Annotated in this window: 19 protein-coding genes and 1 tRNA gene; 11 read left to right on the top strand and 9 right to left on the bottom strand. The window is 56.5% G+C overall.

Going from position 1 to position 19,345, the window contains the following annotated elements:
• Positions 1–30 precede the first annotated feature (30 nt).
• The 9 genes from A3L10_RS07825 to gcvT all read right to left on the bottom strand — a co-directional run bounded on the left by A3L10_RS07825 (position 31) and on the right by gcvT (position 9,305).
• Positions 31–396 (bottom strand): DUF1667 domain-containing protein, encoded by a 366-nt coding sequence (locus A3L10_RS07825; RefSeq protein WP_088867092.1) that lies wholly within the window; start codon positions 394–396, stop codon positions 31–33.
• Complete coding sequence (locus tag A3L10_RS07820) at positions 389–1,639, bottom strand: NAD(P)/FAD-dependent oxidoreductase (protein WP_088867091.1); 1,251 nt, start codon at positions 1,637–1,639, stop codon at positions 389–391. The genes A3L10_RS07825 and A3L10_RS07820 overlap by 8 nt, the downstream gene beginning before the upstream one ends.
• Positions 1,629–3,128, bottom strand: a complete 1,500-nt coding sequence (locus A3L10_RS07815; RefSeq protein WP_088867090.1) for an NAD(P)/FAD-dependent oxidoreductase — start codon at positions 3,126–3,128, stop codon at positions 1,629–1,631. The genes A3L10_RS07820 and A3L10_RS07815 overlap by 11 nt, the downstream gene beginning before the upstream one ends.
• Before the next feature lie 238 nt (positions 3,129–3,366).
• Complete coding sequence (gene glpK / locus A3L10_RS07810) at positions 3,367–4,857, bottom strand: glycerol kinase GlpK (RefSeq protein WP_088867089.1); 1,491 nt, start codon at positions 4,855–4,857, stop codon at positions 3,367–3,369.
• A gap of 122 nt (positions 4,858–4,979) precedes the next feature.
• Positions 4,980–6,107: a fructose-1,6-bisphosphate aldolase/phosphatase gene (gene fbp, locus A3L10_RS07805; RefSeq protein WP_088867088.1), complete on the bottom strand. Its 1,128-nt coding sequence runs from the start codon at positions 6,105–6,107 to the stop codon at positions 4,980–4,982.
• Between the two features lie 108 nt (positions 6,108–6,215).
• Complete coding sequence (locus A3L10_RS07800; RefSeq protein ID WP_088867087.1) at positions 6,216–6,452, bottom strand: hypothetical protein; 237 nt, start codon at positions 6,450–6,452, stop codon at positions 6,216–6,218.
• Between the two features lie 618 nt (positions 6,453–7,070).
• Positions 7,071–7,210: transfer RNA gene (locus tag A3L10_RS07795), tRNA-Trp, on the bottom strand.
• A gap of 39 nt (positions 7,211–7,249) precedes the next feature.
• Positions 7,250–8,077: a DMT family transporter gene (locus tag A3L10_RS07790; RefSeq protein ID WP_088867086.1), complete on the bottom strand. Its 828-nt coding sequence runs from the start codon at positions 8,075–8,077 to the stop codon at positions 7,250–7,252.
• A gap of 31 nt (positions 8,078–8,108) precedes the next feature.
• Positions 8,109–9,305, bottom strand: coding sequence for a glycine cleavage system aminomethyltransferase GcvT (gene gcvT / locus A3L10_RS07785; RefSeq protein WP_088867085.1), 1,197 nt, complete (start codon positions 9,303–9,305; stop codon positions 8,109–8,111).
• Between the two features lie 247 nt (positions 9,306–9,552).
• Here gcvT and A3L10_RS07780 point away from each other — a divergent pair, with 247 nt between their 5' ends.
• Genes A3L10_RS07780 through A3L10_RS07730 form a run of 11 tightly spaced genes read left to right on the top strand, consistent with a single transcriptional unit; the run spans position 9,553 to position 19,324 of the window.
• Positions 9,553–11,169: an ABC transporter substrate-binding protein gene (locus A3L10_RS07780; protein WP_232460964.1), complete on the top strand. Its 1,617-nt coding sequence runs from the start codon at positions 9,553–9,555 to the stop codon at positions 11,167–11,169.
• A 42-nt stretch (positions 11,170–11,211) separates the two neighbouring features.
• Positions 11,212–12,231: an ABC transporter permease gene (locus A3L10_RS07775; protein ID WP_088867084.1), complete on the top strand. Its 1,020-nt coding sequence runs from the start codon at positions 11,212–11,214 to the stop codon at positions 12,229–12,231.
• Between the two features lie 9 nt (positions 12,232–12,240).
• Entirely contained in the window at positions 12,241–13,095 is an 855-nt protein-coding gene (gene nikC, locus A3L10_RS07770; protein WP_088867083.1) for a nickel transporter permease, read from the top strand.
• Complete coding sequence (locus A3L10_RS07765) at positions 13,092–14,069, top strand: ABC transporter ATP-binding protein (protein WP_088867082.1); 978 nt, start codon at positions 13,092–13,094, stop codon at positions 14,067–14,069. The genes nikC and A3L10_RS07765 overlap by 4 nt, the downstream gene beginning before the upstream one ends.
• Positions 14,056–15,012, top strand: coding sequence for an ABC transporter ATP-binding protein (locus A3L10_RS07760; protein ID WP_088867081.1), 957 nt, complete (start codon positions 14,056–14,058; stop codon positions 15,010–15,012). The genes A3L10_RS07765 and A3L10_RS07760 overlap by 14 nt, the downstream gene beginning before the upstream one ends.
• Positions 15,012–15,698, top strand: a complete 687-nt coding sequence (locus A3L10_RS07755) for an aspartate/glutamate racemase family protein (protein WP_088867080.1) — start codon at positions 15,012–15,014, stop codon at positions 15,696–15,698. The genes A3L10_RS07760 and A3L10_RS07755 overlap by 1 nt, the downstream gene beginning before the upstream one ends.
• 14 nt (positions 15,699–15,712) lie before the next feature.
• Complete coding sequence (locus A3L10_RS07750) at positions 15,713–16,795, top strand: DUF917 domain-containing protein (RefSeq protein ID WP_088867079.1); 1,083 nt, start codon at positions 15,713–15,715, stop codon at positions 16,793–16,795.
• A gap of 22 nt (positions 16,796–16,817) precedes the next feature.
• Entirely contained in the window at positions 16,818–17,480 is a 663-nt protein-coding gene (locus tag A3L10_RS07745) for an aspartate/glutamate racemase family protein (protein ID WP_088867078.1), read from the top strand.
• Complete coding sequence (locus tag A3L10_RS07740; RefSeq protein ID WP_232460963.1) at positions 17,473–18,513, top strand: aminopeptidase; 1,041 nt, start codon at positions 17,473–17,475, stop codon at positions 18,511–18,513. The genes A3L10_RS07745 and A3L10_RS07740 overlap by 8 nt, the downstream gene beginning before the upstream one ends.
• A gap of 21 nt (positions 18,514–18,534) precedes the next feature.
• Positions 18,535–19,050: a nitroreductase family protein gene (locus A3L10_RS07735; RefSeq protein ID WP_232461029.1), complete on the top strand. Its 516-nt coding sequence runs from the start codon at positions 18,535–18,537 to the stop codon at positions 19,048–19,050.
• A complete protein-coding gene (locus A3L10_RS07730; protein ID WP_088867076.1) occupies positions 19,022–19,324 on the top strand; it encodes a DUF6092 family protein in 303 nt (100 codons plus the stop codon). Before A3L10_RS07735 ends, A3L10_RS07730 begins: the two co-directional genes overlap by 29 nt.
• Positions 19,325–19,345 lie beyond the last annotated feature (21 nt).

The raw sequence follows: 19,345 nt of genomic DNA, 5'->3' as shown, positions 1-19,345 counted from the left end.
AAAGTGGTGGTTTCTTGGGGGCTTTCCCTGCTAAGCCGCCCTTGTGGCCACTATGTTCGCCCCGGTTCCGAGGACGTTCTCCACGATGACCTGTCCAACGCGAACCGGTGCCTCGACCTCAACCTCCGCGAGCTCCCTCATGATCTTCGGTATAAGCTCCTTAGGAACCGGCCTGTCGCTCTTAACGGCCACCGTTGGGAAGGTTCCACCCTTCACCTTCACGACGCTCATGACCACGCGCTTCGGCTCCCTTATCTCCTGAATCGCGTACTCCTCGCCCCTCGGGCAGGTGAAGCCTTTGACGCCGGTTATCCTGTCCCCCTCCATGGTAACTTCCACTGTACAGCCCAGGGGACAGACGATGCAGGTCAGCCTGAACTTCCTGACCTCACTCATCCCGAACGACCTCCATCGTGATTCTTCCCTTCGCCCGGGCTATCTCCTCCCCCTTCAGCTTCACCCTTATCATCTCGGAGGGTCTCACGAGGGGCAGCCGTATCTCCTTTCCAATCTCCGGGAAGCGAAGCTTGACGTTCTCCTCCGGCTCTGCAACCCTCGCGTAGATTGTGACGTCCTTGGTATCCGCCAGATAGTGCGGCACGGCGAGTCTGATGTTCCTTCCCTTGACGAGCTTCCTCCATTTGAGCGCCGGCAGGCCGCCGTTTTTGACGAACTCGTACGCCCCTTCGGCGGCCTCTTCTCCCTGCTCGACGACGTAGTCAACGAGGTCGTTGATGACGAGGGCGTTCCCTGCGACGAAGATTCCCGGAACGCTGGTTTCGAGGTAGCTGTTGACGACCGGCCCATTGGTGGCGGGGTCTATCTCCACTCCGGCCTTCTCTATGACCTTGAGATACGGGACAAGGCCAGCTGCCAGAACGACGGTGTCGCACTCTATGCTCTCCTCAGTTCCGGGAATGGGCCGGAGGTTCTCGTCAACCTTCGTCACGATGACCCTCTCGACCCTCTTCTTTCCTTCAACCCTCGTTACGGCGTGGCTCAGGTAGAGGGGGATTCCGAAGTCCTCTAAGCATTGGACGACGTTTCTGGTCAGTCCACCGGGGTAGGGCATGAGTTCTATAACCGCCTTGACGTGGGCACCCTCGAGGGTGAACCTTCTCGCCATTATGAGGCCAACGTCTCCTGAACCGACTATGACTATCTCCCTCCCGGGCATTACCCCGTAGATGTCCATCATGGTCTGGGCTTCCCCGGCGGTGTATATCCCGGCAACCCTGTGGCCGGTTATGCCTATCTCAAACATGTGCCTCTCCCTGGCGCCGGCAGCGTAGATGACGGTCTTTGCCCTGACCTCGAAGAGTCCCTCCTCCGTCACCACCCTGAGGATCTTGTGCCTGTAGGAGTACGGCACTATCTCAAGGACGTGGGCGTTCGTGTAGTACTCCACATTCATCTCGCGGAACCTTTCGAGTATGCGGTGTATGAACTCCGTTCCGGTCAGGTCTTCCTTGAAGTAGTGGAGCCCGAAGCCCGGGTGCACGCACTGCATCGGAATGCCACCGAGGAATTCCCTGTTCTCGATGAGGAGGACGCTCATTCCCAGTTCTTTCGCCTTTATTGCGGCGGCCAGACCGGCCGGCCCGCCACCGATGACAACGACATCGTACTCACTCCTCATCCTTCTCCCCCCTCAGGAGAACCTTTATGTCGCCAATGCCGTACTCCGTCCCCTCTCCCTTCAGGGTAACCTTCCAGAGCGGAATTCCGGTTTCCCTGGCGATGATGCTGGCTATCCTCACCCTGCAGTACGAGCCCTGGCAGGTCCCTGACATGACGCCGCTCCTCAGCTTGATGCCATCGAGGGTGATGGTCTTAACGCCCATCCTCTTCATGCGATGTATTATGTCCACTATGTCACCCTCGGTTATCGTGCGGCACATGCAGATGACCCTTCCGTAGGCGGGGTTCCTCTTTATCAGCTCCGCCTGTTTCTCTCTCGGCAGGGCCTTGAACCAGAATGCGTTTCTGTATGGGTTCCAGTGGGACTTTTTGCTCAGTTTTACGTCCAGTTTGCCCCCAATCAGCTCCTTGACCACGTAGTGCGCTATTGCGGGCGCAGCGGTGAGTCCGGGCGATCTTATCCCGGCAACGTTCATGAAGCCCCATGGGTCGTCGTAGGCCTCTATTATCCACCTTCCGTCGGGTGGTTCTGGTCTCAGGCCCGCGAAGGTTCTTATGACCTTGCTCTTGGGAGGCAGTCCCTTAACCAGCTTCTTCGCCATCTCCCAGACGAACTCCAGTCCCTCCCTGGTCGTCGAGGTGTCGTCCTTTGCATCCTCCGGCAGGTCCTCGGCGGTGGGCCCTATCATCACCCCATCGTTCATCTCGGTGATGACGTAGACGCCCTTCGTCGTGGGAGTGGGCGTCTGGTGGACTATCCTCCTGACCTTCGGCCCGGCATCGTCGTCGAAGATGTAGTACTCGCCCTTCCTGGGGCGTATGGTGAAGTAGTCTATGCCAGCCATGGCTGAGATTCTGTCCGCGTAGAGGCCCGCGGCGTTTATCACGATGTCCGCTTCGATGAATCCCTGGTTCGTTTCAACGCCCTTTACCTCACCGTTCTCCACCTTTATTCCACGCACTTCGGTCTCCGGGTGAAACCTGACCCCGTTGTCAACGGCGTTCTCGGTGAGTGCCACCGCTGCCATTGGGGATGACATGACTCCAGCGGTCGGTGCCCACAGCGCTCCGGCGGCATTTGGGTTGACGTTGGGCTCAATCCTTAGAAGCTCCTCCCGGTCAACGAGCCTGACACCCGGAACGCCATTTTTCTGTGCAAGCTCCAGGTAGTACTCGGCCACCTTCATGTCCTCCTCTTCGAGGGCGACCATGAGCTCGCCCGGCCATTTCGCGGGAATTCTCAGCTCCCTTGTCCACTGGTACCAGAGCCTGTTCCCCTCGACGCAGAGCTTAGCCCTCAGCGGGTGCTTTCCGGGGTCGTCCTCGTGTCCTGGATGGATTATGCCCGTGTTAGCCTTGCTGACGCCCATCCCCGCGTCGACGTTCCTCTCGATTAGATGAACCTCAAGTCCCTCGTACTGGCTGAGAACGCGCGCTATCGACGCTCCAACGACGCCGGCACCGATTATTGCGATCCGTGTCTTCATTCTTTCTCCCTCCCAACTGACTTAAGAAAGGGTCTTTCTCGTTTTAAAGCTTTCTTAAACCTCAAGTTCCTGCCAGCGGCGCGTAGAGAACATATCTGAGCATAAGGAGGTAGCACATTGGTGAACATTGGGAGAATGGACTGAAGTGTCCTTCCCCTGTTTTCGGCGGCTCGCTAAAACTGTTTACCTTCCCACTTCATGTGAAACGGTAAAAGTTAAGGGACGGGCGGTTGTCCCATCAGGTTCCGGTAACCTTTGCCCATCCCAGCGCCCTCTTCACGGCCTCCCTCCAGCCGCGGTAGAGCCTCTCCCTGGTCTCCGCGTCCATCTTCGGTTCGAAGATCCTCTCGGCCTTCCAGAGGTCCCTAATCTCCTCCATGCCGCCCCAGTAGTCCACGGCCAGTCCCGCCAGGTAAGCGGCTCCGAGGGCGGTTGTTTCCTTAACGACGGGCCTTATGACGGGCTTTCCGAGTATGTTTGCTTGGAACTCCATCAGAAAGTCGTTCGCCGTCGCTCCCCCGTCAACGCGCAGTTCTTTTACGCCAACGAGCCTCTCCATCTCCTCGATCACGTCCCGGGTCAGGTAGGCTATCGCCTCCAGAGTCGCCCTCGCCAGGTGTTCCCTTCCGGTTCCGCGCGTTATGCCGATTATCAAACCCCTGGCGAACTGGTCCCAGTAGGGCGCCCCGAGGCCTACAAAGGCCGGGACGAAGTAAACACCCTCGTTGCTTTCGAGCTTCCTTGCGAGTTCCTCGGTCTCCCCGGCGCTCTTTATTATTCTTATTCCATCGCGGAGCCACTGCACGGCCGCCCCGGTTATGAAGACGCTCCCCTCAAGGGCGTAGGTGACCTTTCCGTTGAGGCCCCATGCTATCGTGGTGAGGAGGTTATCGGAATAGCGGACGGTTTTGCCGGTGTTTGCCAGGATGAAGTTCCCGGTTCCGTAGGTGGCCTTCACCATTCCCGCTTCGAAAGCGGCCTGCCCGAACAGGGCCGCCTGCTGGTCGCCGGCGTCTCCGCTCACGGGTATCTCTGACCCTAGGAGTTCCCTCTTTGTGTAGCCGTATACCTCGCTCGACTCTCGGACCTCGGGGAGAATCCCTTCTGGAATCTCGAAGATTTCCAGCAGCTCGTCGTCCCAGTCGAGCCTCTTGATGTTGAAGAGCATCGTCCTGGAAGCGTTGGAGTAGTCGGTCACGTGCTCCCCTGTGAGGCGGTAGATGAGGAAGGTATCCACGGTCCCGAAGAGAACCTCTCCCCTCTCGGCCTTTTCCCTGAGCCCCGGAACGTTGTCGAGGAGCCACTTGAGCTTGCTAGCCGAGAAGTAGGCGTCCGGAACCAGGCCGGTTTTCTCCTTGATCACGTCCCCGTATTCCCTCTTTATCTCCTCCACCATCTCGGCGGTTCTCCTGCACTGCCATACGATGGCGTTATAGACCGGCCTTCCGGTTTCCCTGTCCCACACTATAGTCGTTTCCCTCTGGTTGGTGATGCCTATTGCCGCTATCTGTTCCGGCCCGATTCCTGCCCTCTCAAGGGCCGTTCGGATCGCCCTCATCTGGGCCTCCCATATCTCATCCGGCCTGTGCTCGACCCAGCCGGGCCTGGGGTAGTGCTGCGGGAACTCGTACTGACCGATGCCCCGGACGTTGCTTTCCCTGTCGAAGACTATCGCCCTGGCGCTCGTGGTTCCCTCGTCGAGGGAGAGAATGAACTTATCCTCGCCCATTTCAACCACCGATGTACATTGCTATCCTCCCTGGCTGGAGGGTGTATATTGACGGCTATGGTGCTCACGGGTTATAAGATTTTACGGGGAGAAGAGTGGAGGCAAGGAAAGGAAAAGGGGGATCACTCGACGGGCTCGAACCTGTCCTTGAGCTTCTCCAGAACCCCCGGAAGGGTGGTGTACTCCATGTCCTCCATCGGGAGCCTGTGGGGCTCGAACGGACCGTGTCTGCGCATGTACTCGGCGATCTCGACGGCCTTCTGCCTGGCGCCGTCGAAGGCCGGGTCGTCGAAGAGGTCAACCGGGCCAACGAGCTTTCCTTCTGGGCTTATCTGCCAGCCGAGGGCAACGACCCTTGGAGGACCGTCGAACCTGGTCGGGTTAGCCTGGTGCATCGGAACCGGCATGATCGGGCCGTTGTGGGAACCCCTCATCCAGCCGCTGACCAGGTGCGGGAAGGCGAAGGGCTCGAGAACCTCACCGAGCGCCGGTAGTCCGCTCTGGGCTCTGACGATAGCCACCGGGTCGTCCTTTCCAACGTACTCTCCGGCTATCTCGTAGAGCTTCTCCGTGCTGATGACGGCGACCGGCTCGTCCTTGGCTATCTTGTGGCCCTCCTTCGGGAAGACGCGCTTGATGACGTAACGGCTCTTGGCTCCGATGAGGGCGAGGAGGTCGTAGATTTCCTCCGGGGTGTTGAGGATCACGCGCTTGTGCTCCTTTATGTCCCAGACCTCAAAGCGGAAGCCCATGTGCATGTTCGGGTCAATGACAAGGCCGGCCGTGTTGAACGGGTCGGCGAACATCCTGAATATCGGCAGGTTGAAGGCTCCAGGCTCGGTCTTGTCCATGTGGAAGGTGACTATCGGTTCACTCTTCCTCAGGGTGATCTCCATCTCCGCAACTCCCGGCCCCATTCCGCGAACGTTGCCGCTGAAGGCGTCCTTGAGGAGGTCCTGACCGGCTCCGTAGAGGCCGAGCTCCTTGGCGACCTTGGTGGCCTCCTCAAAGGTCCTCCATGCGAGGCCGTGTATCTCGGAGCTGTCGACGCCCTTCTTGTGAGTCATGATGAGCTGCAGGTCATCGCCGCAGGTGGCGACGTAGAAGTCTATTATGGTGCCCTCCTCCTGGGCCTTGGCAAGAACCTCCTCGGCGGTCTCGACGAGCTGGGGGTGAACCCTTGAATGGCCCGGCCAGCCGCCGATGTCTGCCTTTATAACACTGATCGTTATCTTCTCTCCAACTGCCATGGCAATCACCTCGATGGCTTTTAAGCACTTTTATGCTTATAAAACGTTAATATCACCGCCGATGATACCAGACGGGCGGCAAATTCTCCACAGAAATGGAAAGGGGATTCATTCGCAGATGTCGGTCCAGCCGAACTCCTCCTTGGCGACCTTTATGAGGTTCTTGAGTTCCTCCTTCTTGATGTTGACGCTTGAGCTTGCACCGACTAGGGCGATGATGCCGTGAACCTCCTCCTGAACCTGAATCACGTCGTCGCTGACCTTAACTATGCGGAGCTCCCTCTTGGCAGTCTCATCCTCGCTTATCTTGAATTTGTCTTTTCCAATAACTACGGGCTCCTCCATGGTATCACCTCGTAAACTTTTTATAAGTCAAAGTTAATAAAACTTCCGCCGGCGCTGAAGCTTTGTCCACAGCCTTTAAGAAAGGCTGGCGAAAGAAGTACCTTTCTTGCCAAGAGGGCAAGAATCAGTCGTGCACTAACAAAGTATCAGGATTAAAGGGGTTCATCTCACAAATACGGCATTTCAAGCAGTTCTACTTTGTTTTTGGCGTCCGAAGGACGCCGTTCGGAGAGTGAAACCCCACAAAGAAGCAAGAATAAAAACCCTCTCAAGACGTCAACGACCTAAAAAATGCACTAATTTTCCGTCAGCGCTTTCGAAGGAAGCTTTTAGAAAAAGCTTCACCAAAAGTTTGTAGCTCATCACCAAAGGAGTAAAATGAGCAGGTTTCGAATTCCGAGCATTTCCGTCAAGAGAGAACACTCAACAATAATCTTTCAAAAAGGGTTTACTTCCCTTTTGACGCCCTTCGGGCGTCTTTTTAAGATTAAACCCCTCACAATAGGCTCTCAAAGAGGTTCTCACTTAAGATAGCTGATTCCAACCAGAAAATCCTCAAAACTCACACTTTAGAAGGAGCTACAACCTTTGATGAAACTTTGCTTAGCAAAGTTTCAATGGTGGGGGCGCGGGGATTTGAACCCCGGTCCGCGGGTTTCTCCGGGTCAGAGCTCCAAAGGCTCATCCCCAATCAGCAAACCCGCAAGTCTTCATACCTCTGGAGCCCGCGATGATGGACCAGGCTACACCACGCCCCCATCCGGCTTAACCTACCCAAGCCGAGTTTATAAGTTTTGCTATCTCTTCCCGATGATGATGCCGCCCATTATCATCGCCAGCCCGATCACCGTTGCCGGGGCTATGCTCTCCCCGACGACGACCGAGATGAAGAACAGGCTGAGGAACGGCACCAGGTAGGCCAGATTGGATGCGAATGCCATGTCATCCTCAACGGCCCGGTACCAGAGGAGGAACGTGATCCCCATCTCGAACAGGCCGACGTAGACCGCGCCGGCCAGGCCTTCCACGGGGGGGATGGCGGACCTATCCATCGCGACCACAACGATGGAGACGTAGGCGAAGCCGAAGAGGAAGTTCCAGAACATCTTTTCGACGAGGGGCCTCTCGTCGCGCAGATTGAGAAGCCAGTAGCTCGCCCAGATGAGCGCACTCCCCAGGCCGAGGGCAACGCCGAGTGGATCGGTGAAGCTCAGTCCCGTAACGTCTCCTTTCGTCGCGACAACGATGGCCCCGAAAAAGCCGAGGAACAGGCCGAACACCGTCCTCGCCCCGGGCCTCCTTCCCAGGAGGGGAATCGAGAGGAGAACCAGGGCCAGGGGCCATGTGTAGTTGAGCGCCTGCGCCTCCTGGGCGGGCAGGCGATCATAGGCCGAGAAGAGCACGGTGTAGTAGAGGAGCGGATTTATCAGGCCGAGATATGCCGAGCGGAGGTTTTCCCTCCGGGGGGAGAATTCCCTCGCGTAGAGGAGGCCGAAGAGTATGAGCGAGGTTAGAGACGCGTAGAACAGGAGCTGGAGCGGGCTCATGTAGCGCAGTGAGAGCTTGAAGGCGCTCGCAACTGTTGCCCACAGGAGAACGGCTCCGATCGCGTGCTTGCGGGACATGAGGAAAGATGGGGAAAAGGGAATAAAAACCTCACTCCTCCCTGAAGGCCCCGTATTTCTTGGGGTCGTAGAAGGGCGGAGCAACGGTCACGGCCTTCTTGGGCTTACCCCTTATCTCTATCTCCAACTCAACGCCTGGCTTGGCGTACTCCGTTTTAACGAAGGCTATTCCTATGCCGATTCCAAGCAGAGGTGAGAGGGTCCCGCTGGTGACCTCGCCGATGAGCTCACTGTTCGCGTAAACCTTGTAGCCCTCCCTCGGGATGCCCCTGTCGATCATCTTGAAGTGCACCATCTTCCTGCCGAGGCCGCGCTCCCTCTGCTTGAGGAGTGCCTCCTTGCCTATGAACTCCTTGTCCCAGAAGAGCGCGAAGTCGAGGTTGGCCTGGAGGGGAGTAACCTCGTCGATGTCCGTGCTGAGGAGCTGGAGCTCCTTGGTCTCGTTGCCGTAGAGGGTGTAGCCGGCCTCAAGCCTGAGGGTGTCCCGGGCTCCCAATCCAGCCGGCTTTATGCCGTACTTCTCACCGGCCTCGAGGATTCTCTCCCAGACGTGGAGGGCCTTCTCCGGCTCTCCGCGCTTGCTCTCGTCCGGGTGGTACGGGTTGGCGTCCTCGAAGTACACCTCCCAGCCGTTCTCGCCGGTGTAGCCGCTCCTCGAGAGGAGCATCTTGATTCCGTCGAGCTCGACCTCCTTCGCCTGGAACCACCAGAGATCGTTGATGTCGATGCCGAAGAGGTCCCTTGCGAGGTCCCTTGCCTTCGGGCCCTGGATTGAGAACATGACCATGTCGTAGGTCTTGTTTTCTATCTCGAGGTCGAGGTTACCGAACTTCTCGATTCCGCGCTTTATCGCGTTGAACCAGGCCTCGAGCTTCTCGAATGCATCGCTGTCGCAGACCATCATGTAGGTATCGTTTCCCATGTTGAATACGAGGGTCTCGTCCTTAACAGCTCCGCGCTCGTTGAGGACGAGGGTGTAGGTTCCGCTTATTGCGGGGGGCTTTGAGATGTCGTTGGTCGTGACGTACTGGAGGAACTCGAGGGCGTCCTTACCGCGGAAGATGAACTCTCCCATGTGGGAGACGTCGAAGATTCCAACGCCGTTTCTAACCGCCAGGTGCTCCTCCTTTATGCTTGAGTACCAGATGGGCATCTCCCAGCCGGCGAACTCCTCAACCTTCTTCGCGTTTTCCTTGTGCCAGTCGAATATGTGAACCCTCTTGACCATAGCAATCACCACTCACGAAATCCCCTCTTTAGCATATAATCCTTTTGTGTAAACTGAGTGGGATGCTGAAGAACATCCAAAAACGTCAGTGACAAAATCGTAACATCAATGTCCGTTAATATTGTTAACCACATGTTTGACAAAATTGGTCGCAAGAATGTGAAGATTTTGAACAGGCACAGTTAAATAATATAAAACCACTAAAACTGATGTGATAAAATCATTAACATAATCTAGGGGTGGTATTGTGAAAAAGGAACTTGCCCTGTTTATGTTGGTCATCACCGTTATGGGAGTGGTGGCCAGCGGATGCCTGAGTGGGCAGGAGAGTACTTCTACAAGCACAGCTTCCGGTGAGACCTCCACGCCGGAGAAAACAACAAACGTCGTAATCTATGGATACGGGAGCGAGATGATAACCCTCGACCCGAGCACAGAATTTTCCAATTCCATAGTGGTTCTTGCGAACGTTTACGAATGTCTCGTTAAGTACACCCCCAACGGGCTGGAGCCGTGGCTTGCGACTTCATGGGAGAGCAATGAAAACGGAACCGTCTGGACCTTCCACCTGAGGAAGGGGGTTAAATTTCACACAGGCAACACGATGACCGCGGAGGACGTTAAATGGTCCATTGAGAGAACCCTCAGAATGGGTCTGGGGCCGGCGTTCATATGGGACCCCATTGACAAGATGGAAGTTGTGGATGACTACACCATAAAATTCTACCTGAAGTATCCGGCCAACCTTCCTCTGATAGCATCCTCGGCCTACGGTGCCTACATAATGGACAGTAAGTACCTCTCGACAATCGGGGACGATAACGCAATAGCCGACTGGCTCAACCAGGGCCAGGACGCTGGAACCGGCCCGTACATTATAGTGAAGGACAAGTACGATCCAAAGACCGAGATAGTTCTCAAGAAGTTCGACGACTACTGGGGCGGCTGGAGCGGTGACCAGTTCGATATCGCGGTGATAAAAATAGTTCCGGATGCCTCCCTGAGGGAGCAGATGGTTACGAGTGGGGAAATCCAGATAACGAGGGATCTGCCGCTCGATGACCTTCCGAAGCTCCAGGAGAACCCAAACGTTAAAGTTGACCAGACTGCATCGTATCAGGAACTCTACGCCTTCTTCAACACCAAGAAGGAGCCTTTGAACAACAAACTTGTAAGGCAGGCTCTCAGCTATGCCGTTCCCTATAAGGACATAGTTGACTACGTCCTTCACGGCTACGGTGAGGTCGCCAAAGGCCCGATTCCAAAGGGGATGCTGGGTTACTTTGAGGACTTGTCTACATACACTTACGACCCCGATAAGGCGAAGCAGTTGCTGGCCCAGGCTGGGTACCCGAATGGTGGTTTTAAGCTCCTGCTGACGTACACCCAGGGCGACGAGGCCGAGGCCAAGGTCGCCGAGATAATAAAGGCCGAATGGAAGAAGCTCGGGGTTGACGTTGAGATAAGGCCCATGAACTGGGAGCAGCAGTGGGCCCTCGCGAAGAGCGACCCCTCCAATGCCCAGGATATTCTCATGATGTACTGGTGGCCAACATACCCCACGCCATACGACTTCCTCTTCAACATGTTCCACTGCGAGCCGGAAATCAACTTTAACCTCTGCTACTACTGCAACGACGAGTTCGACAAGGCCATTGACGAGGCGGTCACACTGGAGGGAATCGATCCGGACAAAGCAGCTCAGCTCTACAGGAAGGCTGAAGAAATCCTGATGGAAGACGCTCCGGCGATATTCTTCTACAACCCGGACGACGTTTACGTCTACCACAAGAGTATCACCGGCTTCAAAGACAACCCAGGTTACCCGCAGGTGGTTTTCTTCTATGACCTGCACAAGGCGTGATTTCTTTTTCTTTTATCCATTCGATGGATGAGGGGATGGGCCATGAAGTTCAGAGAGTACATTGTATACAGACTTGTGCTGGCAGTGTTTGTCATTATTGGTGTCGTAACCGTTGTGTTTTTTGTATCGAGGGTAATCCCTTCAGATCCCGCGGCCCTGTGGGTCGGTGCCCATCCAACCCCTGAGGCCATTGAAAAGGCGAGGGAGCAGCTTCATCTCAACGACCCCGTGGTCAAGCAGTTTGCGTACTACCTGTGGTCCCTTCTTCACGGCGACCTTGGGATCTCAATAAGAACCCACAACCCGGTTGCAGCGGATTTAAAATCCGCATTTACTGCCACCTTTGAGCTTATACTGGCTGCGGAGTTCATAGCGATAGTTATCGCCATTCCTCTGGGCGTTTATTCCGCAGTCAAAAAGGATTCATGGGTTGACAATTTCGGTAGGGTCCTCGCAATAAGCGGCGTTTCACTGCCCGCTTTCTGGTTTGGAATTGTACTCCAGCTTATATTCTTCAAGCATCTGGGAATACTCCCGCTGGCTGGCAGGGTCGACACCGTTGTCATGCTGGAGCACCCACTTCACGTGATAACCGGGTTCTACCTCCTCGACTCCCTGCTGACCGGAAACATTCCAGTCTTCGTCGATGCACTCAAGCACCTGATACTGCCCGCCTTGACCCTGGCCATGTATCCTATAGGCCTGATAACGAGGCAGGTACGCTCCATGATGATAGAAGTCCTGAACGAGAACTACATCCGCACCGCGTGGGCCTATGGCCTTCCCCCCAAGAAGATATACTTCAAGTACGCCCTGAAGAACGCCATAGCCCCGGCGCTGATAACAGTGGGCCTCTCGTTTGCCTACACCCTCGTTGGGGCCTTCCTGGTCGAGCTGATATTCAACTGGCCGGGTCTCGGTAGGTACGCGGCCTATGCAATCCTGAGCATGGACTACCCAGCGGTTCTCGGTGTCACGATAATCACCGCCACGGCCTACGTGTTCATCAACCTGATAGTTGACCTCATTCAGGTCAAACTTGACCCTAGGATAAGGCTGTGAGGGAGGAAAATGAGGAAAGAAGAGACAGTTAAAATCCTTCTGAGGAACAAACTTTCCCTGATAGGTCTGGCGATAATAGCCGGCTTGATACTCATGGCGATCCTTGCCCCCGTACTCGCGCCGTACCCCGACCAGGCCCTCGGGGAGCCCAACCTGCAGGAGAGGCTGCAGCCGCCGAGCAGAACGCACCTCTTTGGAACTGACCACATGGGAAGGGACATCCTCAGCAGGGTGATATACGGTGCGAGAACGTCCCTGCTGATGGGCTTCTCTGTGGTTGCGCTGGCACTTCTCATAGGCGTGCCCTTGGGCCTGATGGCAGGCTACTTCAGCGGCAAGACCGACCTCGTGATCATGAGGGTAACCGACATCTTCCTTGCCTTCCCGCCCCTGCTTCTGGCCCTGCTCATAGCAACGAGCCTCGGTAGGGGAATGACGAATGCCATCGTTGCCCTCGCCATAAGCTGGTGGCCGTGGTACACGAGACTCGCCAGGGGGATGGCGATCTCCGTGAAGGAGCGGCCCTATGTTGAGGCCTCGAAGGCGATGGGAATTTCTGACTGGAAGATTATGCTGCGCCACGTTCTTCCGAACTCGCTGTCCCCGATAATAGTGCAGGCCACCATGGATATGGGTTCCGCCATCCTTGAGGCCGCGGCCCTGAGCTTTCTTGGACTCGGCGTCCAGCCGCCCACGCCGGATTGGGGTCTGATGGTCAGCGAGGGGAAGGATTACTTCCTGAACTACTGGTGGTATCCCGTCTTCCCGGGACTGGCGATATTCATCACCGTCATGGCGTTCAACCTGCTCGGGGACGCCGTGAGGGAGGTAATTGACCCCAGGCTGAGGAGGAGGTTGCTATGAGCAAGGTACTCGAAATACGCGACCTCTACATCAACTTCAGAACCATGTGGGGCGTTGCAAAGGTTCTCAACGGCGTCAGCTTCGAGATAAATGATGGCGAGATATTCGGCCTAGTCGGTGAAACCGGCTGCGGGAAGAGTGTAACCGCCCTAAGCGTGCTCCGTCTGCTCCCATCGAACGCCCAGATTTCCGGGCAAATCATCTTCAAGGGAGAGAACCTGCTGGAGAAGTCGGAGGAGGAGATGAGAAAGCTCCGGGGCAAGGAGATTTCAATAATATTCCAGGACCCCATGACCTCCCTGAACCCCCTTTTCAAGATTGGAGACCAGATGGTTGACATAATAACACTCCACGAGGGTTTGAGCAAGGAGGAGGCTCTGGAACACGCCAGGAACCTCATAAAGTCCGTTGGACTCTCCGACCCGGAGAGGATACTCAACTCGTACCCGCACGAGCTCAGCGGCGGCATGAGGCAGAGGATAATGATAGCCATGGCCCTCTCCTCGAACCCGTCCCTTCTGATAGCGGATGAACCCACAACAGCCCTGGACGTCACGATTCAGAAGCAGATACTCAAGCTGATACTCGACCTCAGGGACAGGTACAGTTTCTCGGTTCTCCTCATCACCCACGACCTGGGCGTCGTTGCCGAAGTCTGCGACCGTGTTGGGGTGATGTACGCGGGCAACATAGTGGAGATAGCTCCAACGGAGGAGCTCTTTGAGAATCCCCTCCATCCGTACACCCAGGGACTGCTATCCGTCGTTCCGGATCCGAGGACAAAGAAGCCCCTCAAACCTCTCAGGGGCAGTGTTCCTAGCCTTTTGAACCCGCCTAGCGGATGCAGATTCCATCCGAGGTGTGATTACGCGAAGGACGTCTGCAGCAGGGTAAAGCCTGAGCTCATTGAGCGCTCTCCCGGACACTTCGTGGCCTGCCATCTCTACGGAGGTGAAGCGGATGTTGAGGGTTGAGAACCTCAAGAAGTACTTCCCGATAACCCAGGGCTTCATCAGAAAGAAAACAACGTGGCTGAAGGCCGTCGATGGAGTTTCCTTTGAAATACACGACGGTGAGACGTTTGGACTGGTGGGTGAGAGCGGGAGTGGGAAGTCCACCACTGGAAGAACCATCCTGCGGCTCTACGAACCCACCGATGGGAAGGTGTACTTCAACGACGTTGAGGTAACGGCCCTCTCGCGGGAGGAGCTCCGGGAGCTGCGGCCCAAGATGCAGATAATATACCAGGACCCGTACTCCTCCCTCAATCCAAGGTTAACCATATTTGACATCATCGCGGAACCCCTGAGGGAATACGGGCATGAGGACATTGAAGACACGGTAATCGGCCTCCTTGAGTCCGTCGGACTCAGTGAAGAGCATGCGAGGAAGTACCCGGATGAGATAAGCGGCGGTCAGTGCCAGCGCGTTGCCATAGCGAGGGCCCTCGCCCTGAACCCCGAGTTCATAGTTCTGGATGAGCCTACCTCCGCGCTGGATGTCTCAGTCCAGGCCCAGGTTCTCAACCTCTTGGAAAGACTCCAGAAGGAAAGGGGACTCACGTATCTCTTTATCTCCCACGACCTCGGCGTGGTGAGGTACCTCGCCAGCCGCGTCGGCGTCATGTACCTCGGAAAGCTCGTTGAGGTCGGTACCATCGAGCAGGTTTTCGACAATCCGATGCACCCCTACACGAGAATGCTGCTGAGTTCCATACCTGTGCCGGATCCAAAGGCCCGGAACATCGAGAAGGAGACGGTAATCGGGGAAATTCCCAGCCCCATAAACCCCCCAAGCGGGTGCAGGTTCCACACGAGGTGTCCCTACACAAAGGATGTCTGCAAACGGGAGGAGCCGGAGATGGTTGAGGTGGAAAACGGCCACTTCGTAAGATGCCATTTTGCGGGTGATCTATGATGATAGTGATTCTTGAGCCGATACGGGATGAGGGGGGCGGTTTCCGCCGGGAGACGGAGACGTATCTTTCCAGTCATTACCCGGGGGATCGCTTCAGGATAGTAGCACTGGAAGACGGGCCGGAGGAGATAGGGAACTTCACCCAGAAGACGCTGGCGTGTGCTTCGATCTTGAGGCACTTGGACGAGTTTAGGGATGCGTCGGCGGTCGTTGTGGACTGCTTCGCCGATCCGTGCCTCTTTGAGCTGAGGGAGAACCTCAACGTTCCGGTTTTCGGGGCCGGAGAAACGACCCTTCACATCGCCGCCATGCTGGGTGAGTTCTCTGTGGTTGGGCCCGGCCAGAACGTGGCATCTTGGACGCGGATTCAGGCCAGGGAGTACGGTTTGCTCGATAAGCTCGTCTCGGTCAGAGGGGTGGCGCTTCCCCTAGAGGGCATACTGAAAAACGAGAAGGGTCTCTACAGGGAGGCTCTGAGTGCCTGCGAAAAGGCGGTTGAGGATGGAGCCGACGTGGTGGTTCTCGGCTGTACTGGGTTTGTCAGCATCGCCGATAGATTGAGGAAGGAGGTTTGGGAAAGGTTCGGAGTGCCGGTTCTTGAACCCCTGCTGACGACTTACGGAACCGCGCGCTCTCTGTATCCGTTCATACGTCACGGGAAACGGGGATTGTTCTCAGGAAAATGACTGGAGGTGGAAGTATGAGGGTGTTGCACGAGCAGGATTTAAGGGACCTCTTGGAGGGTTGCACCGTCCTTGGTACCGGTGGGGGCGGCGACCTCGCAGAAGGCTGGGAGATGGTAAAGAAGGAGCTTGACGCCGGGCGGGAGTTCCGCTTGGCAAGTTTGGAGGAGATTCCCGACGATGGCGTGGTGCCGATGCCGTATTTCGTCGGCTCCCTTGCCGGCGAAAAGGTCGAATCCTTCTACGAGGAGGGCGAGGCCGTTCGTTCCTATCGGGTTTTGGAGGATTTCATGGGGGAGGAATTCGCCGCCGTCATCTCGACCGAACTCGGTGGGGCTAACACGGCGGCGGCACTGGCGACGGCGGCCAGACTGGGGAGGCCGATAGTCGACGGTGACCCTGCAGGAAGGTCGGTTCCGGAGCTACAGCATACCACGTATTACATCGTCGGTGTTGAGATGGCCCCGTTTGCCGTTGTTACACCCTACGGTGACGAGATAGTGGTGGGCCGCGTCAAGGATGACTTCCAGGCCGAAAAGCTCGTCAGGGCCATAGCGTCTTCGATAAAAACCAACGTTGGTGTCACGTCGCACCCGGTCAGGGGGAGGGAACTCAGGAACGCGGTTGTGAAGGACGCCATAAGCCACGCTCTGAACATGGGCAGGGCGCTGAGAACCGCCAGGGAAAACGGGGGGGACCCGATAAGGGCATTGCTCAAAGCGGGGAACGGCTTCCTGCTGTTCGAGGGCGTCGCCACGAATGCAGAATGGCAGGAGGAATCGGGATTCACCGTCGGGGAATTCGAACTTGAGGGAACGGGTGAGTTCGAGGGGGAGATTTACAGGGTCTGGTACAAGAACGAGAACCTAATCTCCTGGAGGAACGGGGAGGTTGACGTCACGATACCCGACCTCATATCAGTGCTTACCCCGGACGGCCACCCCGTGACGAACCCCCACGTGGAGGAGGGGAAGGAGTACGTCGTCGTTGGCTTCCCCGCTCCCGAGCTGTGGAGAACACCAAAGGGTCTGGAGATATTCGGGCCGAAGTATCTGGGGCTTGAGAGGGAGTACGTTCCGATAGAGGAGCGTCTTCGCTGAATTCATTTTTTGAGGTGTCTCCATGAGAATACTCGTCATAAATCCCGTTGGAACGGATGAATGGAACGAATCCGACAGGAGAATCTACGAAACGTTCGCATCGAAGGACACGCACATAGACGTTGTGAGCCTGGAAAACGGACCCAGGTCAATAGAGAACAGGGCCGCCGAAACCGAGGTTCTCCCGCTCATAGTTCGGAAGGCCCTAGAGCTTCATGGGGGGTACGACGGGATAATCGTCAACTGCTGCCTCGACCCGGCGGTCGATGTTATCCGCTCCCTGATTCCCACCCCGACAGTCGGTCCCTGCCAGGCTTCCCTTGCCCTGGCCTCGGTCCTTGGAAGGAAAACTGGAATAGTGACGGTTTCAAAGACCGCGGTGCCCCTCTTCGAGGAGCTGGTACTGAAGTACAGGATGGAGAAGCGGGTAACGAGCATAAGGGGAATAGACATCTCGGTTCCGGAAATAACAGCCGACGAGGACCGAACTGTGCGCCTGCTCAGGGAGGAAATATCCCTGGCCATATCGGACGGCGCCGATGTTGTTCTCCTTGGTTGCACCGGGCTGGCCGGATTCGCGGAGAAGGTTCAGCCGTTCTTCGACGTCCCCATCCTTGACCCAGTCGCCTCTGCTGTTAAGATTGTTGAGGATATAGTGGAGCTTGGGGGGATGGAGGGTGAATGAGCTTTCGATAGAGGTGCAGGAAGGGGCCTACACGCTGGTTAGGGACATTATGAAGGTTCAGCCCGGAGAGACCGTTGTTATAACCGCCGACACCGGGAGCGATTGGAACGTTGTGGAGGCAACCGCCAAGGCGGCGAAGCTCGTAGGGGCGAAGCCCCTCGTCCTGTGGTATCCAATGCCGCCCCACGTCGGAAAGGCCGCCGATCCGTACCTGCCGATGGGTCCCCTTGAGGCCGCTCTGAAGAACGCGGACGTCTGGATAGAGTTCAACAAAAGCTGGCTCCTCTACTCGACCCCCTGGGACAGGGTTATGGCCGAGGGGAGTGTGCGCTACATCTGTCTCGTTGGAATGACGGGCGATATGATGGTGCGGAACATCGGAAGGATAAACGTCCCGGTTCTCCTTGAATTCCAAAGGGTTCTGGCAAAGCTGACCAGAGAGAGCAGGAAGATGGAGATAACCAGCCCCGCGGGTATGGACGTTGAATTCGAAAATGACCCGGAGAGGCCCGTGTTCATGGAGGGGGACGTTAACGGGCCCGGCGACTACATGCTCTTTGGGCAGGTGGACTGGGCACCGGTGGAGGAGACCATAAACGGAACCATAGTCTTCGATGGCTCCGTGTGGCCCCCGCAGGAGCTCGGAATACTGAAGGAGCCGATAGTCCTTGAGGTCGAGGAAGGAAAGGTCGTGGGGATAGACGGTGGCTGGGAGGCCAGGTTCTTCGAGAGATGGCTCCGGGGCTTCAACGACCCAAACATGTTCAACATAGCCCACATCTCCTACGGCTGCAACCCCGGTGCAAAGCTCACCGGAAACATCCTGGAGGACGAGCGCGTCTGGGGGGCTGTGGAGTGGGGCCTCGGCAATCAGGCCGAGAGCTTTAAGGGCAAGTTCGGTCCCGCGAAGAGCCACACCGACGGCATATGCCTGGCCCCGACCGTCAGAGGCGATGGGAGGTACATCATAAAGGACGGGGAGTACGTTCATCCCGAGCTGAAGAGGCTGGAGAAGCGTCTCCTCAAGGAGTGAGGGTGAGCCAAATTGGAGGTAATGGAAGCGATAAAGGGCAGAAGGGCCGTCAGGAGATTCCAGGAGAGGGATATCCCCTTGGAGGACATGAGAAAAATCCTTGAGGCCGGGATATGGGCTCCGAGCGGGAGCAACGTTCAGCCGTGGGAGTTCGTCGTTGTCATGGAGAGGGACAACGTTGAGAAGGTGAAACTACTCTCTCCCGGCCTGTTTGGAAATCCTGCGGCCCTTGTGGTGCTCTGCGTAAACCGCAAACTGGCCGAAAGGGGCGGGAAGCTCGGGGCGGAAAGCGCCCTCATGGACGTCTCTATGGCGGCCCAGAACATGATGCTGATGGCATACTCACTGGGCATAGGCTCCTGTCCGGTGCTTTCCTTCAACAAAGCCGCCCTCAGGGAACTCCTGAACATACCCGAGCACGTGGAGCCGGTCCTTATCCTTATCTTCGGCTATCCGAAGGTCTGGCCGAAGCCGCCGAGGAGAAAACCATTGAGGGAGGTAGTGCACGTTGAGGAGTACGGACGGCCTTTTGAGTGACAAGCACTTTCAGCTCCTGGCGTTTTTGATAACGAGCGCGAGGGGATGCGTAGACGAGCCAAAGCTCTACGGGCCGTTGAGGTTGCTCGACGCAGCTTCGAGGCTGATAGAGATTATGGAGGATGAGGGCAAGGCCAGCGGGGAGGTGCTCAGGCTCAGAGGGCTCGTTGAGGAGGCCATCGACGTCCTGATGTACGACCAGGAGGAATTCGTGAGGCTGACGGATGAACTGTCGCGGGAGCTTGCAAGAATTATCAGGGATCAAAAAACTTAAGTCTATTTTTCCCAAATTCTT

Origin of the sequence: Thermococcus radiotolerans, assembly GCF_002214565.1 — an archaeon.
GTDB lineage: Archaea > Methanobacteriota_B > Thermococci > Thermococcales > Thermococcaceae > Thermococcus > Thermococcus radiotolerans.
Note: the sequence above shows the minus strand (reverse complement) of the source record. Positions and strands in the feature narration are given on the sequence as shown.